Origin of the sequence: Delftia sp. HK171, assembly GCF_001886655.1 — a bacterium.
GTDB classification, from domain to species: Bacteria; Pseudomonadota; Gammaproteobacteria; order Burkholderiales; family Burkholderiaceae_C; genus Comamonas; species Comamonas acidovorans.
Genome location: NZ_CP018101.1, coordinates 3,869,662 through 3,886,882, shown reverse-complemented (window position 1 = coordinate 3,886,882; position 17,221 = coordinate 3,869,662). Strand labels below are relative to the sequence as shown.

Annotated in this window: 15 protein-coding genes; 6 read left to right on the top strand and 9 right to left on the bottom strand. The window is 66.6% G+C overall.

Translation table 11 applies throughout. From position 1 onward, the window contains the following. Positions 1-4: 4 nt before the first annotated feature. Complete coding sequence (locus BO996_RS17485; protein ID WP_198041243.1) at positions 5-931, bottom strand: LysR family transcriptional regulator; 927 nt, start codon at positions 929-931, stop codon at positions 5-7. Positions 932-1,097: 166 nt separating this feature from the next. Between BO996_RS17485 and BO996_RS17480 the strand changes: the two genes are divergently transcribed. Further along, positions 1,098-2,423 (top strand): serine hydrolase domain-containing protein, encoded by a 1,326-nt coding sequence (locus BO996_RS17480; protein ID WP_198041242.1) that lies wholly within the window; start codon positions 1,098-1,100, stop codon positions 2,421-2,423. Positions 2,424-2,549: 126 nt separating this feature from the next. Next, positions 2,550-4,382, top strand: coding sequence for a methyl-accepting chemotaxis protein (locus BO996_RS17475; RefSeq protein ID WP_071955917.1), 1,833 nt, complete (start codon positions 2,550-2,552; stop codon positions 4,380-4,382). A 68-nt stretch (positions 4,383-4,450) separates the two neighbouring features. Here BO996_RS17475 and BO996_RS17470 read toward each other — a convergent pair whose 3' ends face one another. Further along, positions 4,451-5,443 carry a Bug family tripartite tricarboxylate transporter substrate binding protein gene (locus BO996_RS17470; protein WP_071957143.1) on the bottom strand — a complete coding sequence of 331 codons (993 nt, stop codon included), beginning with the start codon at positions 5,441-5,443 and terminating at the stop codon, positions 4,451-4,453. Positions 5,444-5,712: 269 nt separating this feature from the next. On the opposite strand from BO996_RS17470, the gene BO996_RS17465 reads away from it, so the two are divergent. Next, entirely contained in the window at positions 5,713-6,381 is a 669-nt protein-coding gene (locus BO996_RS17465) for a GntR family transcriptional regulator (protein ID WP_012205610.1), read from the top strand. A gap of 72 nt (positions 6,382-6,453) precedes the next feature. Here the strand turns inward: BO996_RS17465 and BO996_RS17460 are convergent, their stop codons facing one another. Then, positions 6,454-8,055, bottom strand: coding sequence for a gamma-glutamyltransferase family protein (locus BO996_RS17460; protein WP_071955915.1), 1,602 nt, complete (start codon positions 8,053-8,055; stop codon positions 6,454-6,456). A 283-nt stretch (positions 8,056-8,338) separates the two neighbouring features. Between BO996_RS17460 and BO996_RS17455 the strand changes: the two genes are divergently transcribed. Continuing rightward, entirely contained in the window at positions 8,339-9,040 is a 702-nt protein-coding gene (locus BO996_RS17455) for a GntR family transcriptional regulator (RefSeq protein WP_013802419.1), read from the top strand. A 21-nt stretch (positions 9,041-9,061) separates the two neighbouring features. Here the strand turns inward: BO996_RS17455 and BO996_RS17450 are convergent, their stop codons facing one another. Next, on the bottom strand, positions 9,062-10,048 hold the full coding sequence (locus tag BO996_RS17450) for a DNA-binding protein (protein ID WP_071955912.1): 987 nt from the start codon (positions 10,046-10,048) through the stop codon (positions 9,062-9,064). A 207-nt stretch (positions 10,049-10,255) separates the two neighbouring features. Here BO996_RS17450 and BO996_RS17445 point away from each other — a divergent pair, with 207 nt between their 5' ends. Further along, entirely contained in the window at positions 10,256-11,461 is a 1,206-nt protein-coding gene (locus BO996_RS17445) for a site-specific integrase (protein WP_232240354.1), read from the top strand. Positions 11,462-11,497: 36 nt separating this feature from the next. On the opposite strand, the gene bioB is transcribed toward BO996_RS17445, so the two are convergent. Next, the gene (gene bioB / locus BO996_RS17440) at positions 11,498-12,559 is read right to left on the bottom strand and encodes a biotin synthase BioB (protein ID WP_071955910.1); all 1,062 of its coding nucleotides are present in this window, start codon (positions 12,557-12,559) and stop codon (positions 11,498-11,500) included. Positions 12,560-12,587: 28 nt separating this feature from the next. Beyond that, positions 12,588-12,908: a hypothetical protein gene (locus BO996_RS29200; protein WP_156897980.1), complete on the bottom strand. Its 321-nt coding sequence runs from the start codon at positions 12,906-12,908 to the stop codon at positions 12,588-12,590. A 53-nt stretch (positions 12,909-12,961) separates the two neighbouring features. Between BO996_RS29200 and BO996_RS17435 the strand changes: the two genes are divergently transcribed. Beyond that, positions 12,962-14,941 carry a UvrD-helicase domain-containing protein gene (locus BO996_RS17435; RefSeq protein ID WP_071955908.1) on the top strand — a complete coding sequence of 660 codons (1,980 nt, stop codon included), beginning with the start codon at positions 12,962-12,964 and terminating at the stop codon, positions 14,939-14,941. Between the two features lie 7 nt (positions 14,942-14,948). Here the strand turns inward: BO996_RS17435 and BO996_RS17430 are convergent, their stop codons facing one another. The 3 genes from BO996_RS17430 to BO996_RS17420 all read right to left on the bottom strand — a co-directional run bounded on the left by BO996_RS17430 (position 14,949) and on the right by BO996_RS17420 (position 17,175). Then, positions 14,949-15,419 carry a VOC family protein gene (locus BO996_RS17430; protein WP_013802423.1) on the bottom strand — a complete coding sequence of 157 codons (471 nt, stop codon included), beginning with the start codon at positions 15,417-15,419 and terminating at the stop codon, positions 14,949-14,951. A gap of 76 nt (positions 15,420-15,495) precedes the next feature. Then, the gene (locus BO996_RS17425; RefSeq protein WP_071957141.1) at positions 15,496-16,338 is read right to left on the bottom strand and encodes a YdcF family protein; all 843 of its coding nucleotides are present in this window, start codon (positions 16,336-16,338) and stop codon (positions 15,496-15,498) included. Between the two features lie 9 nt (positions 16,339-16,347). Then, positions 16,348-17,175, bottom strand: a complete 828-nt coding sequence (locus BO996_RS17420) for a lectin (RefSeq protein WP_071955906.1) — start codon at positions 17,173-17,175, stop codon at positions 16,348-16,350. Positions 17,176-17,221 lie beyond the last annotated feature (46 nt).

Genomic DNA, 17,221 nt, shown 5'->3' with positions numbered 1-17,221 from the left:
TGTCTCAGGGCTGTGCCGCCTCCAGCTCCGCCAGCCTCACCGCCACAAAATCCCGCAACGCACGCACCAGCGGCGTGAACTGCCTGCGGCTGGGGGCGACCAGGAACAGCGGCACGCACTCGGTCGTCCAGTCGGTGCACAGCGCAAGAAGGCGGCCCCGGGCCAGGTCCTCGGCCACGTCGAAATACGATTTGTAGGCAATCCCCCGCCCGGCCACGGCCCAGCGCCGCACGGCATCTCCGTCATTGGCCACATTGCGGCCGCGCACCCGGACATGGACGGGCTCAGGTACGGCAGCCCCCTGCCCTGCCGGCCAGAAGCTCCAGCGGTCGTGCACTTCCTCGCCCAGCATGAAGCACAGGCAGTCATGGTCGGTCAGGTCGTGGGGGGTGGCGGGAGCGCCGCGCTGCTGCAGATAGGAAGGCGCGGCGCAGAGCACTCGGCGGTGCGTGTCCGACAGCGGCAAAGCCACCAGGCTGGAATCCTGCGGCCTGCCATAGCGAAAAGCCGCGTCCACGGGCTCGCTGTAGACATTGGCAGCGCGGTCGGACAGGTGCAGGCGCAGATCCACGCCTGCGTGCTGGCTCTGGAATTCGTCCAGCCAGGGCATGAGCACGTTGCGGCCCAGGTCGGAGGGGGCGGCCAGTTGCAGCGTGCCGCGCAAAGCGGTCTGGCCGCCAGCCAACTGGTCGCGCACCTGGCGCAGGCCGGCCAGCGCGGGGCGGCAGTGCTCCAGAAACAGCTCGCCCTCCTGCGTGAGCCGCAGGCTGCGCGTGGAGCGCACGAACAGGGTCACGCCCAGCTCTGCCTCCAGCCGCTTGAGCGCTGCGCTGGCGGCAGCCGGGGTCAGGTCCAGGGCACGCGCCGTGGCCGAAAGGCTGCCGCTGTCTGCGGTGCGCACGAAGATATCCAGGTCTTGCAGGCTTTTCATGGGCATTCGCCAGGCTTTGATTTTCAAAAACTATTTGAAGCTTAGTCCAACGAGAAAGCCATTTGTCGTGCTTGCGCCAACTGGGCGCACGGCCTGGGATGGAAGCCGGCTTCCATCCTTTGGCAGCGGATCTTGGCGCCGCGGCAACCGTAGTATGGTTGCCGGCATGCAGCTCAAACATTTCGCCGGTGTCCTGGCTGGCAGCCTTGTGTTCGCCACAGCCACGGCAGGGGTCACCGCAGCCAAGACCCCCTCCTATCCCGATGCCGATGCCAGCGACCCCGCAAAGCTGGGCTGGATGGTGGGCTCGCCGCCACCGCCGGACCGCATGCTGCGCTTCGACGACGGCTCCTATTTCCAGTTTCCCGCCATGCGCTGGAGCGTCTCGCACTTTCGCCAGCTCATGCCCACGGTGAATGTGTCGCGCGGCCTGGCGCCTGCAGCGCCGCTGGCCCAGGCGTTGCGCGAAGACATCGACGAGTTGCGCTTCACGCCATTGGGTGCCAGCCAGCCCATGACCTGGCGCGATTCGCTCAAGGCCAACTACACCGACGGCATCGTGGTGCTGCACAAGGGCCGCGTGATCTATGAGCGCTACTTCGGCGTGCTCAAGCCCGAAGGCCAGCACGGCGCCATGTCGGTGACCAAGTCCTTCGTCGGCACGCTGGCGGCCATGCTGGCTGCCGAGGGGCAGCTCGACCCCTCGCGCCGCGTGTCGGAATACGTGCCCGAGCTGGCGGCCTCGGCCTTCGGCAACGCCACGGTGCGCCAGCTCATGGACATGACCACGGGCATACGCTTCAGCGAAGACTATGCGGACCCCCAGGCCGAGGTCTGGGCGCATGCAGCGGCCGGCAACCCGCTGCCCAAGGCCAAGGACTACACCGGCCCGCGCAGCTACTACGAATTCCTGCAGACCGTGAAGCCCGAAGGCGTGCACGGCAAGGCCTTCGGCTACCGCACGGCCAACACCGATGCGCTGGGCTGGGTGCTGGCGCGCGTGAGCGGCCAGTCCGTGGCCGATCTGCTGTCCGAGCGCATCTGGAGCCGCCTGGGCGCCGAGCAGGATGCCTACATGTCGGTGGACTCCACGGGCACGCCCTTTGCAGGCGGCGGCCTGAACCTGGGCCTGCGGGACCTGGCGCGCTTTGGCGAGATGCTGCGCAATCGGGGCCAGTTCAACGGCCAGCAGATCGTTCCCGCAGCGGCCGTGGACGATATCCGCCGGGGCGGCGATGCGGCGGCCTTTGCCAAGGCCGGCTACAAGCTGCTGCCGGGCTGGACCTACCGCAACATGTGGTGGGTCACGCACAACGCCCATGGTGCCTTCGCGGCGCGCGGCGTGCATGGCCAGACCGTCTACATCGATCCCAAGGCACAGATGGTGATTGCGCGCTTCGCCTCCCACCCGGTGGCTGGCAATGCGGCCAATGACCCGACCTCGCTGCCGGCCTACGAGGCGCTGGGCAGGCTGCTGGCTGGGGAGCGCTGAGGCGCTGAAGGGGAGCGAATTTCCCGCATAGGCTTCGGCGGCCAGGGGGCACCGCCTGCAAGAACGCGTATTGTCAAGAAAATTTGCTAACGTATGTAGCATCTTCTTGCAATAAGTAATTCTTCTATGTTCCAGTCCCTGCGTGCGCGACTCATCGCGCTCAGCGTGGCCATCGTCACCGTGGCCATGCTGGCCCTGGCCATTGCCAACTTCCTCACGGTGCAGCGCCATGTGCTGTCCACCCTCGACGACCAGAGCCGCCAGCTCGTGAACGCCCAGGCCCAGGTGCTGGGCGAATGGGTGGCGACCAAGCGCCTGCTGACCCATACCCTGGCGCAGGCGGTCGATACGCCGGACCCGCGTGCTGTGGTCCAGGCGCTGCGCGACGGCGGCGGCTTCTCGGATGCCTACTTCGGCTACACCGACAAGCGCATGTTCTTCCTCAACGAGATGGCTGCCGACTACGACGTGACGGCCCGCCCCTGGTTCAGGCAGGCGCTGAAGGAAGGCAGGCCCATCGTGACGGCGCCTTATCTGTTTGTCTCTCCACCCGAAGTGGGCGTGACCTTTGCCGAGCCCGTGGGCCCGGCCGGCAATCCCGTCGCCGTAGTCGGCACCGATGTGCTGCTTACCACGGTGGTGCGCACCGTGGGCGCCATCCGGCCCACGCCGGGCAGCTTTGCCTTCTTGGTGGATGAGGTGGGCGCCATCGTCACCCATCCCGATCCGGCACTCACGCTCAAGCCCGTCTCCGCGCTCTCGCCCCAGTTGCGTGCCGACGCCATCCAGGCCCTGCCCAAGGCGGACTCCGGCATGCGCACGGCCGTCGGCGGCAAGGACTTCCTGCTCTACGGCCAGGGCGTGCCCGGCACGAACTGGCAACTGGTGGTGGCCGTGCAGCGCGACGAGGCGCTGTCCGCGCTGGGTTCGCTGCTCAAGGTGTCGGGCGCCATCGTTGCCATTTCGCTGATCCTGGCGATTGCGCTGCTGGGCGCCGTCATTGCCCGCGTCACGCGCCGGCTGGCCGTGGTGCGCGATGCGCTGGAGGACATTGCCTCGGGTGACGGCGATCTCACGCGCCGCCTGTCGGTGCAAGGCAACGACGAACTGACGCAGATCGCACGCGCGTTCAACCACTTCACCGACAAGATCGCCTCGGTGCTGGTGCGCATCCGGGAATCGTCCGAGACCGTGCGCCATGCCTCCACCGAAATCGCCAGCGGCAACCAGGACCTGTCGGCACGCACCGAGCAGCAGGCCAGCTCGCTGGAGGAAACCGCCGCCGCCATGGAGCAGCTCACAGCCACCGTGCAGCACAACGCCGAGAATGCGCGCCAGGCTCGCCAACTGGCCAGCAGCGCCTCGGACATCGCCACGCATGGCGGCACCGTGGTGGACCAGGTGGTTCGCACCATGGGCGGCATCGAGCAGTCCTCGCACCGCATCGCCGACATCATCGGCGTGATCGACTCCATAGCCTTCCAGACCAACATCCTGGCGCTGAACGCCGCTGTGGAAGCGGCCCGCGCCGGTGAGCAGGGCCGCGGCTTTGCCGTGGTGGCCTCCGAAGTGCGCACGCTGGCCCAGCGCAGCGCCACGGCCGCCAAGGAAATCAAGGCGCTGATCGACGACTCCGTGGGCCAAGTCGATGCCGGCAGCCGCCTGGTGCAGGACGCGGGCGCCACCATGGGCAAGGTGGTGGAAAGCGTGCAGCGCGTGACCGCCATCGTCACCGAGATCAGCAATGCCAGCCAGGAACAGAGCACGGGCATTGCCGAAATCGGGACCGCCGTCAGCCAGATGGACCAGTCCACCCAGCAGAACGCGGCCCTGGTCGAAGAGGCCACGGCCGCGGCGCAGTCGCTGCAGCAGCAGGCCGCGCAACTGGCGGACGTGGTGGCAGGTTTTCGGCTGGACAGCGAATCATCCCGGTCCAGAAGCATCGCCCTGCATAGGTGAAATCGGCGCCGCACGGCAGGCAACCCACCGCCGTGCCCCACCGCCCTGCCCCGGCGGCCCCTGTCCGGTTACTGCAGCGCGATTGCGGCCTGCCGTACCAGCTTCTCCGTGCGGGGGACCTCGGTTTTGACGAAGGCCTCGAAGTCGGCAACGCTGCCGCCACGGGCTTCGGCGCCGGTGGCCACCAGGCGCTCGCGGAACTCAGGGGTGTTCAGCAGCTTGTTGATCTCGGTGTTGAGCCGGGAGACCACGGCCGGCGGCGTGCCGTGGCTGGCCACGATGCCGTACCACGGGGCGATGTCAAAGCCCGGATAGCCTTGTTCGGCAATCGTCGGGATGTCCGGGGCCATGGCGGCGCGGCTTGCAGTCGATACGCCCAGGGCCCGCAGCTTGCCGGCCTTCACCTGGGGCAAGGCGGTCATGATGGTGTCGAAGTACAGGGAGACCTGGCCCGATATCAAGGCCGGGATGGCCTCGGCCGCACCCTTGTAGGGCACATGCACTATGTCGATGCCGGCGGCCTGGCGCAGGAACTCGCCAGCCATGTGCGAGGTCGTGCCGGCCCCGAACGAGGCATAGGTCAGCTTGCCGGGGTTTGCCTTGGCATAGGCCACCATCTCAGCCAGCGTACTGAACGGCAGGGACGGGTTTGCCAGCAGCACATTGGGCGTGACCGCCACGATGGCCACCTTCTCGAAGGCGTCCGGGTTGTAGCTCAGCTTCTTGTACAGAAAACGGTTGGTGACCATGGAGGCCGGCCCGCTCATCAGCAGGGTGTAGCCGTCGCCCGGGGCCCGGGCGGCGGTGTCGCTGCCGATCATGGCGGCCGCACCCGGCTTGTTTTCCACCAGCACGGGCTGGCCCAACGAAGTGCTCAGCCCGGTCCCCACTTGCCGGCTCAAAAGATCCGTGGCGGACCCGGCCTGAAAGGGGACGACGATGCGTATGGGCTTGCTGGGCCAGGCGCCGGCCCCCTGGGCAGAGGCTTGAGCGGATGCGACAAGGGCCAGGGCAGACAGCAGGGCCGTGGCCAGGGGAGTGCGGAGCGTTTGGAGGGGCATGGTCTTCATCAGGTTGGAGAGCAGGCATGGCGAAGGAACAGGTTCCGGTTGCCATGGGGAAAATGCATAGATATTTAGATATTTGTATCCAATCATGCGAAAGACTAGCAAGCAATAATCGAACCAGCTCTAGGGAAAACCGCCTCTTGCCATTACCTGCACAGGCATGGCTGCGTGGAAACCGGCGCAAACGGGGTCCCCGGGAGGCGCAGGCAGGTCCCCGTAGAATCGGCGGGCCCCTGCCCTGGGCGAAAGACACCGGATAAACCATGCTGACCGACCGACGCGCCTCGTTTGACACTGTCCATGCCACGGCACAGGAAGAGGCCTACCAACACATCAAGCGCGGCATACGCACGGGCGAACTGCGCCCGGGCATGCGGCTGGCACCGGATGACATCGCGGCCGAAATTGGCACCAGCCGCATGCCCGTGCGCGAGGCGCTGAACCGCCTTGCCACGGAAGGGCTGATCGTCAACCGCCCCAACCGTGGCTCGGTGGTTCGGGTGCTGACCGAAAAAGAGGTGCGCGAGGTGTTCGCCATGCGTTCGGTGCTGGAGGGCCTGGCGGCCACCCTGGCGGCCGAGAACGTGACCACCAATGACATCCACGATCTGGAGCAATTGCTGCAGCGCATGCACCGCAGCGGCCTGAATGCATCGGAATGGATCACGGCGCACCGCCAGTTCCACGAGCGCCTGTGCACCATTGCCGACGCTCCCCAGCTGATGCGGCAGATCGCGTCCCTGCACTCGGTCTCCGAGCCCCTGATGCGGGTGTGGCTGGAGGGCAAGCCATCGACGGACTACGTGCACGACAGGCACGAAGAACTCATAGGCGCATTGAAGGCCAGGGATGGCGCAAAGGTGGAAGCCCTGATGCGCGCCCACATCCTGCGCACGCTTCCAGGCATCCTCCAGGCGAACCAGGCCGACTGAAATCCGCACTGAAAGCCGCGCCGGCCCCTTCGCTGTCGCGAAGCGTGAAGCCAGCGCGCAGGCTTCCGTCCGTCAGGAGCGGTTGGCACCCATGGCGCAGCCGTCCTTGCGGTGGTCGGATGCGCCGTGCAGTACGCCGTTGTCCCAATCCACCCGAATGGCCTGGGCGCCGCCGATGGCAGGATAGCCGGGCGCCACCAACCGGTAGCCCTGCTGCTCCAGCGCCTGCGCGACATGCTGCGGCAAGGTGCTTTCAACCTCGACCTTGTCGGTGCCGGGAATGGGGAACAGCCGGGGCAGATCGCTGGCGGCCTGGATATCGCAGCCGTAGTCGATCACCTTGGACAGAAAGTGCGCATGGCCCATGGCCTGGTAGTGGCCGCCCATCACGCCGAACACCAGCTCCACGCGACCATCCTTCGTGGTCATGCCGGGGATGATGGTGTGCAGGGGCCGTTTGCCGGGTCCGATGCAATTGGGGTGGCCCTCAGCCAGTTCAAAGCTCTGGCCCCGGTTGTGCAGCAGCACGCCTGATTTGGGCGCCATCAGGCCGGAGCCGAAGGGGTGGAAGATCGAGTTGATGAAGCTGGCGCAGTTGCGATCCTTGTCCACCACCGAGATGTAGACCGTGTCCTTGTGCTCCGCTGCCGCATTGGTCGCCGGGGTCTTGAAATGCTCCGGGAACTCGCCGTTGCGCAGCTGGCCGGCCAGCTCCTGCGACAGCAGATAGTCGATGTCCACATCGGCGAAGCGCGGATCGGCCAGCAGCGCATCCCGCACCCGGTAGGCCATGCGCGTGGCATCGATCTCGGCCTTCAGCCGCTCGGGCGAGAGCGGGTCCGTGCCCGGCTCCAGGCCCTGAAGAATGTTCAGCAGCAGCAGGGCAATGATGCCTTGGCCCGGAGGCGGGCACTCGTGCACCACATGGTCTCGGAACCTGCTCTTGACCGGCTGCACGAACTCGCCACGATAGGTGGCGAAGTCCTCAAGCGTGTGCACGCCACCGAGGCTGCGCAGATAGGAGACGATGTCCTGCGCGACCTCTCCCTCGTAGAAGCCGGCGCGGCCCTGTTCGGCGATTTTGCGCAAGGTGGCGCCCAACTGCGGCTGGCGGTGAACCGATCCGATGGCCGGGGCCTGGCCATCGACCAGCATGATGTCGCGCGCAGTGGTGGCGGCCAGCAGTTGCGTGTGCATGGCCCAGTCGGTGCCGGCGCGCGGCGCCACGGCATAGCCCTGCTCGGCGAAGCGGATGGCATCTTCCAGAAGGCGGCCCATGGGCAGCCGGCCGAACCGGTCCGTCAGGGCGACCCAGGCGTCCACGGCGCCAGGCACCGTGACCACGTAGGGCGACTGGCGGCGCAATTGCTTTTCCTCGCCCGAGGCAAGAACGGCCTTCAGGGAGGTGGCCTGGGGCGCCCAGCCGGCGCCGTTGTAGGCCGTGATCTGGTCGGAGCCCTTTTCGCTGTACAGCGCAAAGCAGTCTCCTCCAATGCCGGTGGAGCCAGGCTCCACCACGCACTGGACCGCACAGGCCGCGACGGCGGCATCCATGGCGGTGCCGCCGGCCTCCAGGATGCGAACAGCGGCCTGGGTGGCGGCCGGGTGCGAGGTTGCCGCCATGCCGTGCGTGGACATGACGACGGAACGGCCAGGATTCTGGAAATTACGCATAACGGTTCTTCTTCCTTGTGTTGCTGGGACTTGGATATCGGGCAATGAATGGGGGCCGAGGCTGCCAACGCTGCTTGCAGCGGACCGCGCCATCGACGCAGGGCGCGATGGCAGCCTCGAGATTACCGTATCCTGATATCTTTGTATCCAATTTTTCCAAAGATACCCAAGCAATCACCATGCCTGGATTGGCCGTACACAATGCACCATCAGGGTGCGCCCTGGACCCTGACAGCCAAACCTAGAATGACGACCGGGCTCCGCCCATCCCAGAACCATCACCATGCCGCCACTTGCCACCCCCTCGCCCGATGCGGCACAGACCAGTGCCCACGAAGAGGCCTACCAACACCTCTCTCATGGCATCCGCATGGGACTGCTGAAGCCGGGCGACAGGCTGGTGGCCGATGACATCGCCAACTCCATCGGCATGAGCCGCATGCCGGTCCGCGAGGCCTTGCGCCGGCTGACTGCGGAAGGCCTGTTGGTCATGCCGCCGAACCGGGGCGCGATCGTGCGGGAGCTTTCCGAGAGCGAGGTCATCGAGGTTTTCGAGATGCGTGCCGTGCTCGAAGGCCTGGCCGCAGCCATGGCCGCCAGGCGCTGCACCCAGGCGGATGTGGACGACCTGCAGGACCTGCTTTTGAAAATGAAGCGCTGCGAGAGTGATCAGTCGGAATGGATCACGGTGCACCGGCGCTTTCACGAGCGCTTTTGCCGCATCAGCGCAGCCCCGCGCCTGTGCGAGCAGATCTCGGCCCTGCATTCGGTGGTCGAGCCGCTGATGCGGATCTGGCTGGAAAACAACGAGCCCTCGCCGAAGTTGCAGGAGCACCACCAGCAACTGGTGGCCAGCCTGCAGGCCGGTGACCCGGATCGCATGGAGCGCGAAGTGCGCGCGCATGTGCGTGGAACGGTAGACAGCATCACGCAGGCCATGCGCAGACATCGGCCGCCCCAAGGCAAATCGCGCGCCAAGGCCTGACCTTGGCCTGGGCGATACGCCCTAGCCTCTCCTGTCCTTGAGGCGCGTCATGGAGCGGCGCGCCGCGGACAGGCTGCCGCGCCGGCCCAGCGAAAGCCCCGCGCCGGCATCCGGCAAGGCACCGCCGCCAGCGGCCAATCGCTGCTGCGCCTCCAGCAGGCTGCGCAGGTCCGCCGCACGCTCCTGCGCCAGGGCGGCCGCATTCTGGGCGGTCTGCAACTGGGAGTGCAGGCTCAGCTGTTCCTCCTCGCTCTTTTCATAGCGGCCTTGCAGCTCTGCAAGGCGGGTCGCTGCCTTGCGCTCCTGCTCGGTGGCTGTCTTGCGCGCAGCCGCCAGTTCCTGGCGTGCGCGGTCAACTTCGTTGAGCATGTGGCGCTCATTGCCCGCGTATTGCTCGGCCATGCGCTGGCGTTCCAGCGCGGCAGACTGCATTTCTTCGCCATGCTTTTGCTGCAGCGCCTCGCGCTGGCGGGCGGCTTCGGCCAGCGCATCGCGCATTTCCTCCAGACGCTCGTCGCGGTCCTGCAGCTGCTGCTGCATTTCATCCAGCCGGCGCGACAAGTCCTGCGACTGCGCCTGGGCCACTTGCAGGGCCTGGTCCATGGCCTCTTTCTGCGCCTGCATGGACGCCTCGCGCCGCGCCATTTGCTCTTGCTGCTCCTGCAGCTCGGCCTGCGTGGCCTGCGCTGCTTCCTCGCGCGATTGCAGCGCGGCGCGGGCGGCCTCCATGGCGGCTTCCTGGGCAGCGTCCCAAAGCTGCTGCGCCAGGCGCTGAACGGGATCGGGCACGGACGAGGGCAGCAGCTCGCCCTGCCCTGCCGCCACGCCCAGGCGCTGGCCCAGGGTGGCAAACCAGGTCTCCAGCATCGGGCTGACGGTATTTGGCGAGCCTCGGCCGATTTGCTGGCGCACGCGCTCGATGGTCGGCCGCAGGCCCTGGGCGATCAAGGCGTCTGCCGCGGCCCAGACATCGGCTTCCTGCACGCCGCGGGTGGATGTTTTCTGCATATCGTGAACTATTTTCCAGATTACCAACGATAAGTGATTGTTATCGTGAGTTATTTTAATATTACGTAATACATCATATGTGCCATGTATTAAATATTACATATGAAATTTTCATACAGTATGGATACGCACATTACACGGCTTTGCCCAGGCAAAAAGCCGCTGCAGCCTCTGGAAAGCTTGGAAACTGAACTTTGCATGCCCTGCATGGCCGCAGGCTCCGCGGCGGGCGGCCATGCTGCACCGGGCGACAATCCACGGATGCGCAACGGCCCCTTTTCGCTGATTCCCCAAGACCAGCCTCTGGAAGGCACACAGCAAGGCAGCATCCTGCCCTCTGCGGGGCTGGAGCCTGCCGCCCAGCAGGCCGTGCGCGAGTTGCTGCGCGAGGGCGAATCCACCAACACCAGAAACAGCTACCAGAGTGCGATGCGCTACTGGGCCGCCTGGCATGCGCTGCGCTTTGAGCGGCAGATGCAGCTGCCGCTGGATGTGGCCTGTGTGCTGCAGTTCATCATCGACCACGCCCAGCGGCAGACCGGCGCGGGCCTGGCCAGTGAAATGCCGGCGCACATGGACCGCGCCCTGGTCGAGGCCGGATACAAGGCCCGCGAAGGCCCCCTGTCGCACAACACGCTGGTGCACCGCATGGCGGTGCTTTCCAAGGCGCATCAGGTGCACGGTTTGGCCAACCCTTGCCAGGACGGCGCGGTGCGCGAGCTGATGTCGCGCACGCGCAAGGCCTATGCGCGGCGCGGCGAGCAGCCGGCCAAAAAGGATGCGCTGACGCGCGACCTGCTGGAGCAATTGCTGCAGACCTGCGATGACAGCCTGCGCGGCCGCCGCGACCGCGCCCTGCTGCTGTTCGCCTGGTCCAGCGGCGGGCGCCGCCGCTCGGAGGTGGCTGGGGCCGACATGCGCCACCTGCGCGCCGTGGGGCCGCAGGAATTCATCTACACGCTGGCGCACTCCAAGACCAACCAGTCCGGGCGGGATGCGCCCGAGAACCACAAGCCCGTGACCGGGCGCGCGGCCCAGGCGCTGGCCGATTGGCTGCGTGCCGCCGCCATACAGGAAGGGCCGATCTTCCGGCGCATCCGCAAAGGCGGCCATGTGGGCGAGCCCCTGTCGCCAGCGGCCGTGCGCGACATCGTGAAGCAGCGCTGCGCGCTGGCGGGCGTGGAGGGGGATTTCTCGGCGCATTCCCTGCGCTCAGGCTTTGTGACCGAGGCCGGGCGCCAGAACGTGCCCTTGCCCGACACCATGGCGCTGACGGGGCACAGCAGCGTCAATACGGTGCTGGGCTATTTCCGTGCGGATTCCGCGTTGAGCAACCGTGCGGCCAGGCTGCTCGATGCCGGCGACGACGATGCGGCCGCCGCCGCGCAAGGCAGCGGCCGGCCGCAGTCCTGAGCCGCTGGCTCAAAAGAGCTCAAAAGCTCAAAAAGCTCACTCCTGTACCGAGGTCCGCGTGCCGCTCAGGCCCAGCTTGCGCAGCAGCGTGGTGTCGGCTTCCACATCGGGGTTGCCGGTGACCAGCAGCTTGTCGCCATAGAAGATGGAGTTGGCGCCGGCCATGAAGCACAGGGCCTGCACGGCGTCGCCCAGCTGCTGCCGGCCTGCCGACAGGCGCACGCGCGCCGTGGGCATGGTGATGCGCGCCACCGCGATCACGCGCACGAAGTCCAGCGGATCGACTGGCTCGCTGTCCGCCAGCGGCGTGCCGGGCACGCGCACCAGGCTGTTGATGGGCACGGATTCGGGATGGGGGTTGAGATTGGCCAGCTGGGCGATCAGGCCCGCGCGGTGCACAGGCGCCTCGCCCATGCCGATGATGCCGCCGCAGCACACGCTGATGCCTGCGCCGCGCACGGCCTTGAGCGTGTCCAGGCGGTCCTGGTACTGGCGCGTGCTGACCACGTCCTGGTAGTACTCGGGCGCGGTGTCCAGGTTGTGGTTGTAGTAGTCCAGGCCCGCTTCGCGCAGCGACTGCGCCTGATGCGGCTGGAGCATGCCCAGCGTGGCGCAGGTCTGCATGCCCAGGCCCTTCACGGCGCCGATCAGCTCGTTCATCTTCTCGATGTCGCGGTCCTTGGGCGCGCGCCAGGCCGCGCCCATGCAAAAGCGCGTGGCGCCCGCATCCTTGGCGGCCTGGGCGGCCCGCGTGACTTCGTCCACGCTCATGAGCTTTTCCGCCTTGACGCCGGTATCGAACTCTGCCGCCTGCGGGCAGTAGCCGCAGTTCTCGGGGCATCCGCCCGTCTTGACCGACAGCAGCGTGGCCAGCTCGATGTCGCCCGCAGGCCAGTGCTCGCGGTGCACGCTCTGGGCCTGGAACATCAGGTCCATGAAGGGCTTGTCCAGCAGTTCCTGGATGGCCTGCACGCTCCAGGCGCCGTCAAACGGCAGCGTGTCGCTTTTGGAGGGGCGTGCATGCCATTGCAATGGGCTGCCGGCCGCAGGCTGTGCGGAGTTGGCGGAAGTCGTCGGGGTGGTGCTGCAGGCGGTCATCAAAAACTCCTCTGTGGGTCTGCTTTTTTCATTCTGATGAGCAAAAAAAGCCTTGGGAATGAAAAAGCCGGCTCCTTGGCAAAAATAGTTGCCCCATTTTCATGACCTGCAAAAAGAGCGAACTTCGCTTATTTTTGAGCGATGTTCGCTGCGTTTTGGCAGAAGTTTTTCTGCCTGCATGCTTCATGCCGCAAGCGCGCAGCCATTGGCGGTCAACATCGCTCAATTGTCCGATGCAGACCGAAAAAGATGTGCAAGCGGGCGCAGGCCTTGATTCCCAATACCTGCCAGATGCCTCTCCAAAACGACCACAATGGGTGCCCGCCGTCGTCGCCACGGCGGTTTTCATTGCCACGGCCCGTGCTTCCACCCGCTTTCCACCACTTTCCCCGATTCGCTCCGATGTCCCTGCGCTCCCTGGAATTTCCCACCGATCACGGCCAACCGCTGCTGCTGTCGCGCGAGCAGCAGGCCATCCTGGCGCATGAGGGACGTTCGGCCATCGTGGCGGCGCTGGCGGGCGTAGGCAAGACGACCACGCTGGCCTGCAAGGTGGTTCAGGCCTGCCGCAGCGGCCAGGCCCAGCGCATCCTGGTGCTGGCCTATTCGCGCTCCGGCGTGGCGGCCTTTCATCACCGGCTCAAGCAACTGGTGCGCGAGGTGCCGCCCCAGGTACAGATCACCACGGTGGAACGCTGGGCGGCCCAGCAGATCCGCCGCCGCGACCCTGCGGCCCGCTTTCTGGCCGACCGCGTGGCACTGCAGGCCCGTGTGCGCGAGGCACATGCCGCGCTGTGCGAGCGGCTGGCCTGGCAGCCCGACCCTTTGTTCGAGCAGCCCGGCGATCTGGATCTGGACGCCTTCTGGGACTTCAACCTCAGCGCCAAGAAGTCGTTGCTGCCCCAGCGCCTGGCCGAGGAAGGCATGGGACTGGCCAGTTTCTGCGAGGAGTATTTGCTCGACTACCGCATGGCCGGCCTGTTCTTCGAGTACGAGCGCCGCCGCATCGACCACTGCGGCGACCCGCTGTACTACGCCGAAGGCGACTGCAGCCATGCACTGGCCAGCGACGCCCTGCAGGGCCAGGCGCTGGACCTGCCGCGCTACGACCTGGTGGTGTTCGACGAGATGCATGACCTGGACCCGGCCTCGCTGCAACTGCTGCGCGCCCTGGTCGGAACCAGCGGCTGCGCCTTCCTGGGCGCAGGCGACTTCAACCAGCACATCGAGGCACAGGCCTGGTCCGTGTTCCGCGACAAGCTCCACCAGCTCGATGACTTCCTGCCCCAAGCCACGGCCACGCTGGCGCTGACCCAGTCGCGGCGCTTTGGCCCGCAGATCGCCAAGGCGGTCAATGCGCTGTTCAACGTTGGCCTGACTGCGGCGCCCACGCGCTTCAGCACCGTGCAGCAACTGCAGCACACCGATGACAGCCAGTGCATTGACCAGCTGCTGCAGATCCAGGCCGGTCTGGCGCGCGGCACGCCAACGGCGGCGCCGGGTGAGCCCCCGTCGCCCGGCGCGCGCAATCCCTCGCTGACCGTGATCCTGCGCCATGAGCAAGATGCCTGCGCGCTGGAATGGGCCATCCACCGCGCCGGCAAGTCCGCCAGCTTCTACGGCTTCAAGCGCTTTTACCTGCAGCGCGAGATTGCCCTGCTGCTGGGCCTTTGCTACGCACATGGCATGCAGGCGCTGTCATGGAAGGCTGAGACCAGCGTGCTGGGCAGCGAGACCCTGGCGGCCTTTGTGGAAGGTGCGCTTTTCTACGGCAAGGGCAGCGTGGATGGCGCCGACATGGCCGATCCGTCAAGCCGCCATACGCTGGCCCAGCGCATGGCGGGCGAGATGCTGCACAACCCGCAGATCATCTGGCGATTTCTGGGAAACCAGTCCAGCCTGCAGGGCGGGCAACGCAACTTCCAGGCCTTTGGCAGCTTTTTGCAGCTGCCCCTGGCGCTTCAGTCAGACGCACGCAGCCTGCTGGAGCAGGCCGATGTCTGGGGCCTTTTTGCGGGCGTGGCCCTGTCGCAGGCCCAGGCGGCGGCCATGCGTCAGCGCGTGAAGGCCTTCATGGATTCGGTGGCGGGCATGGCCGTGCCCGACATGCTGGCCCAGGTGGCCGCCATGGCTACGCGCTTCGAACGAACCGTGCGGGCCGAGCGCGGCTTCGACTTTCATCTGAGCACCATCGAGGAAGCCAAGGGCAAGGAATACGAGCATGTCGCCCTGCCCTTCATGGAGCCTGGCCGCTTTCCGGCCTCGGCCCCGCACGCGCTGGCCTTTCTGGAGCGCAACCGCCTGTACGTGGCCATGACGCGCGCCCGAAAAAGGCTGTGGCTGCTGGAGCATGCCGAGCGGCGCGTCCAGCCTTTCGCCTGAAGACGTCTCAGCCCAAGGCGGCAATCACCTCGGCCGGCGCCTGTACCAGTTCGATCAGCACACCCTCGCCAGCGATCGGAAACTCGTCATTGCTCTTGGGGTGCAGAAAGCAGATGTCGTAGCCGGCCGCGCCCTTGCGGATGCCGCCGGGCGCAAAGCGCACGCCCTGCTCCGTCAGCCACTGCACGGCCAGCGGCAGGTCATCGATCCACAGGCCGATATGGTTCAGCGGCGTGGTGTGGACGGCGGGCTTCTTGTCGATGTCCAGCGGCTGCATGATGTCCACCTCGACCTTGTGCGCGCCCTGGCCCATGGCCAGGATGTCTTCGTCCACGTTCTCGCGCTCGCTCTGGAATGTGCCGGTCTGGGTCAGGCCCAGCATGTCCACCCACAGACGCTTCATGCGCTGCTTGTCGGTGCCGCCGATGGCCACCTGCTGTATGCCCAGAACCCGGAAAGGACGCTGTTCGCTTGCCACTGTCTCACTCCTGTTGATTTATGAAGAATCACATTGTGGAGCCAATCCGCAAGGCCGCAGCCCATCGCACAGCGGCTCAGAACTCCCCCAGCACCCATCCGCTGATCACCGCAAAGTACTCGCGCAGCCAGGCGTTGGCGCGGATCGTCAGGGGCGTGGGCGCACCCACGGTGAAGGCCTGGCCGTAGCCGCTGCGCTCGGCTATCCAGCCGGCGCGCAGGGTGTGGAAGTCGCTGGTGACGATGGCGATTGCCGCCTGCGGCTCCACCCCGCGCGCCTGCAGCAGGGGCAGGCTCCAGGCCAGGTTCAGCGCCGTGCTGGTGCTGCGCTCCTCCATCAGCAGGCGCTCGGGCGGCAGGCCGTGGCGCTGCTGCAGATAGCGCGCCATGATGGCGCCTTCGCTCTCGCTTTCCCCAAAGTCCACCCCGCCGCTGGTGAGCACCAGCGCCTTGGGCTGGCGGGCGGCCAGCTCGGCAGCGCGGTCCAGCCGCTGGGCCAGCGTGAGCGACGGCTGGCCGTCACGCGTGGCACTGCCCAGCACCACGATGGCCTGCACCGGCTGTTCCGGTGGCAACCCGGACGAGGCGGACAGCAGGTGCGCCCAGAACACCAGCAGGCTGACCAGCCACATCGCCAACGCCGCCCAGCCCAGCCACCAGGCACGCCGCAGCCAGGCACTGGCGCGCAGCCTGCGCGCAATGGCCGGGCGCCAGAAGCTGCAGGCCATGAACAGCAGGCCCAGCACCGCTGGCAGCGTCACGCCCAGATTGAACATGCCGCGCGCCATCAGCACCACGGCATCGCCCAGCAGCACGGCGCCAGTGATCAGGCCCAGCCACTGCAAGGGCCCCAGCCGCCGGAAGCCCGCAACGGCGTTGCGTCCGGGCACTGGCCCGGGCGCGGGAGAGAGCTTGTGCAACAAGCGTCCTCAGTTCCAGCGCTGGTTCGGGCCGCCGGCGCAGGACCACACGATCACGGGCTGGCCCGGCCGGGCATTGCCGCCTTCGATGTCCAGGCACTTGTTGGCAAAACGGCTGCGGATCTGGCCACGGCTCCAGTCCCATTTCTGGTTGGGCTGGTTGCGGCATTGCCAAGCAATCACCCGCGCACCATTGCGGGTGTTGCCATCGGCCACGTCCAGGCACAGGTCGCCCACGCGCATCTCGCCATCACGCGTCAACGTGAAGCGCTGATTCTCACCGCCGCTGCAGTGGTAGACGATGAGCCCATTGCCTGGGCGAAGCCCCCCGGATATATCCAGGCACAGCCCGTTCTGGCCCCGCACCTCCCGTCCACCCCACGAGGGATAGCCGGGCTGCTGGCCCGGATAGCGGTCATCGTTCCATTGCTCGTCGCGGTCACGTTCGCGGTCCTTGTCGCGCTTGTTCGCCAAAATGGCGGCGCCGGCAATGGCTGCCACGGCGGCACCGGCGATCCATGCGCCCGTGTTGTCGCTCCCGCCTTCCTGGCCCTGCGCGCCCTGGGGCAGGCCGGTCAGGATGCGGAAACGCCCCCCGCAGCCGCCCTTGACCCACATCTCCCGGCGGCCCAGGTCATAGCCCCAGTTCTGGTTGTAGCTGCAGTTGCCAGCCAAGGTCTCGACCAGTTGCACCTGCTGCGCATCGTCGGGCAGGCTGTAGGTCTGGTAGCGGCCATTGGACATGAGCTGCACCGTCTCTTCGCCTGCACGCGCAGGCAGAACCGGCAGGATGAAGCTGCTGGCCAGCAGGACGGAAATGCATTTCTTGATTTGCATGGGATTTCTCGGGCTGCGTTGATCTGAGGGGCGGCTACGCGCAGCA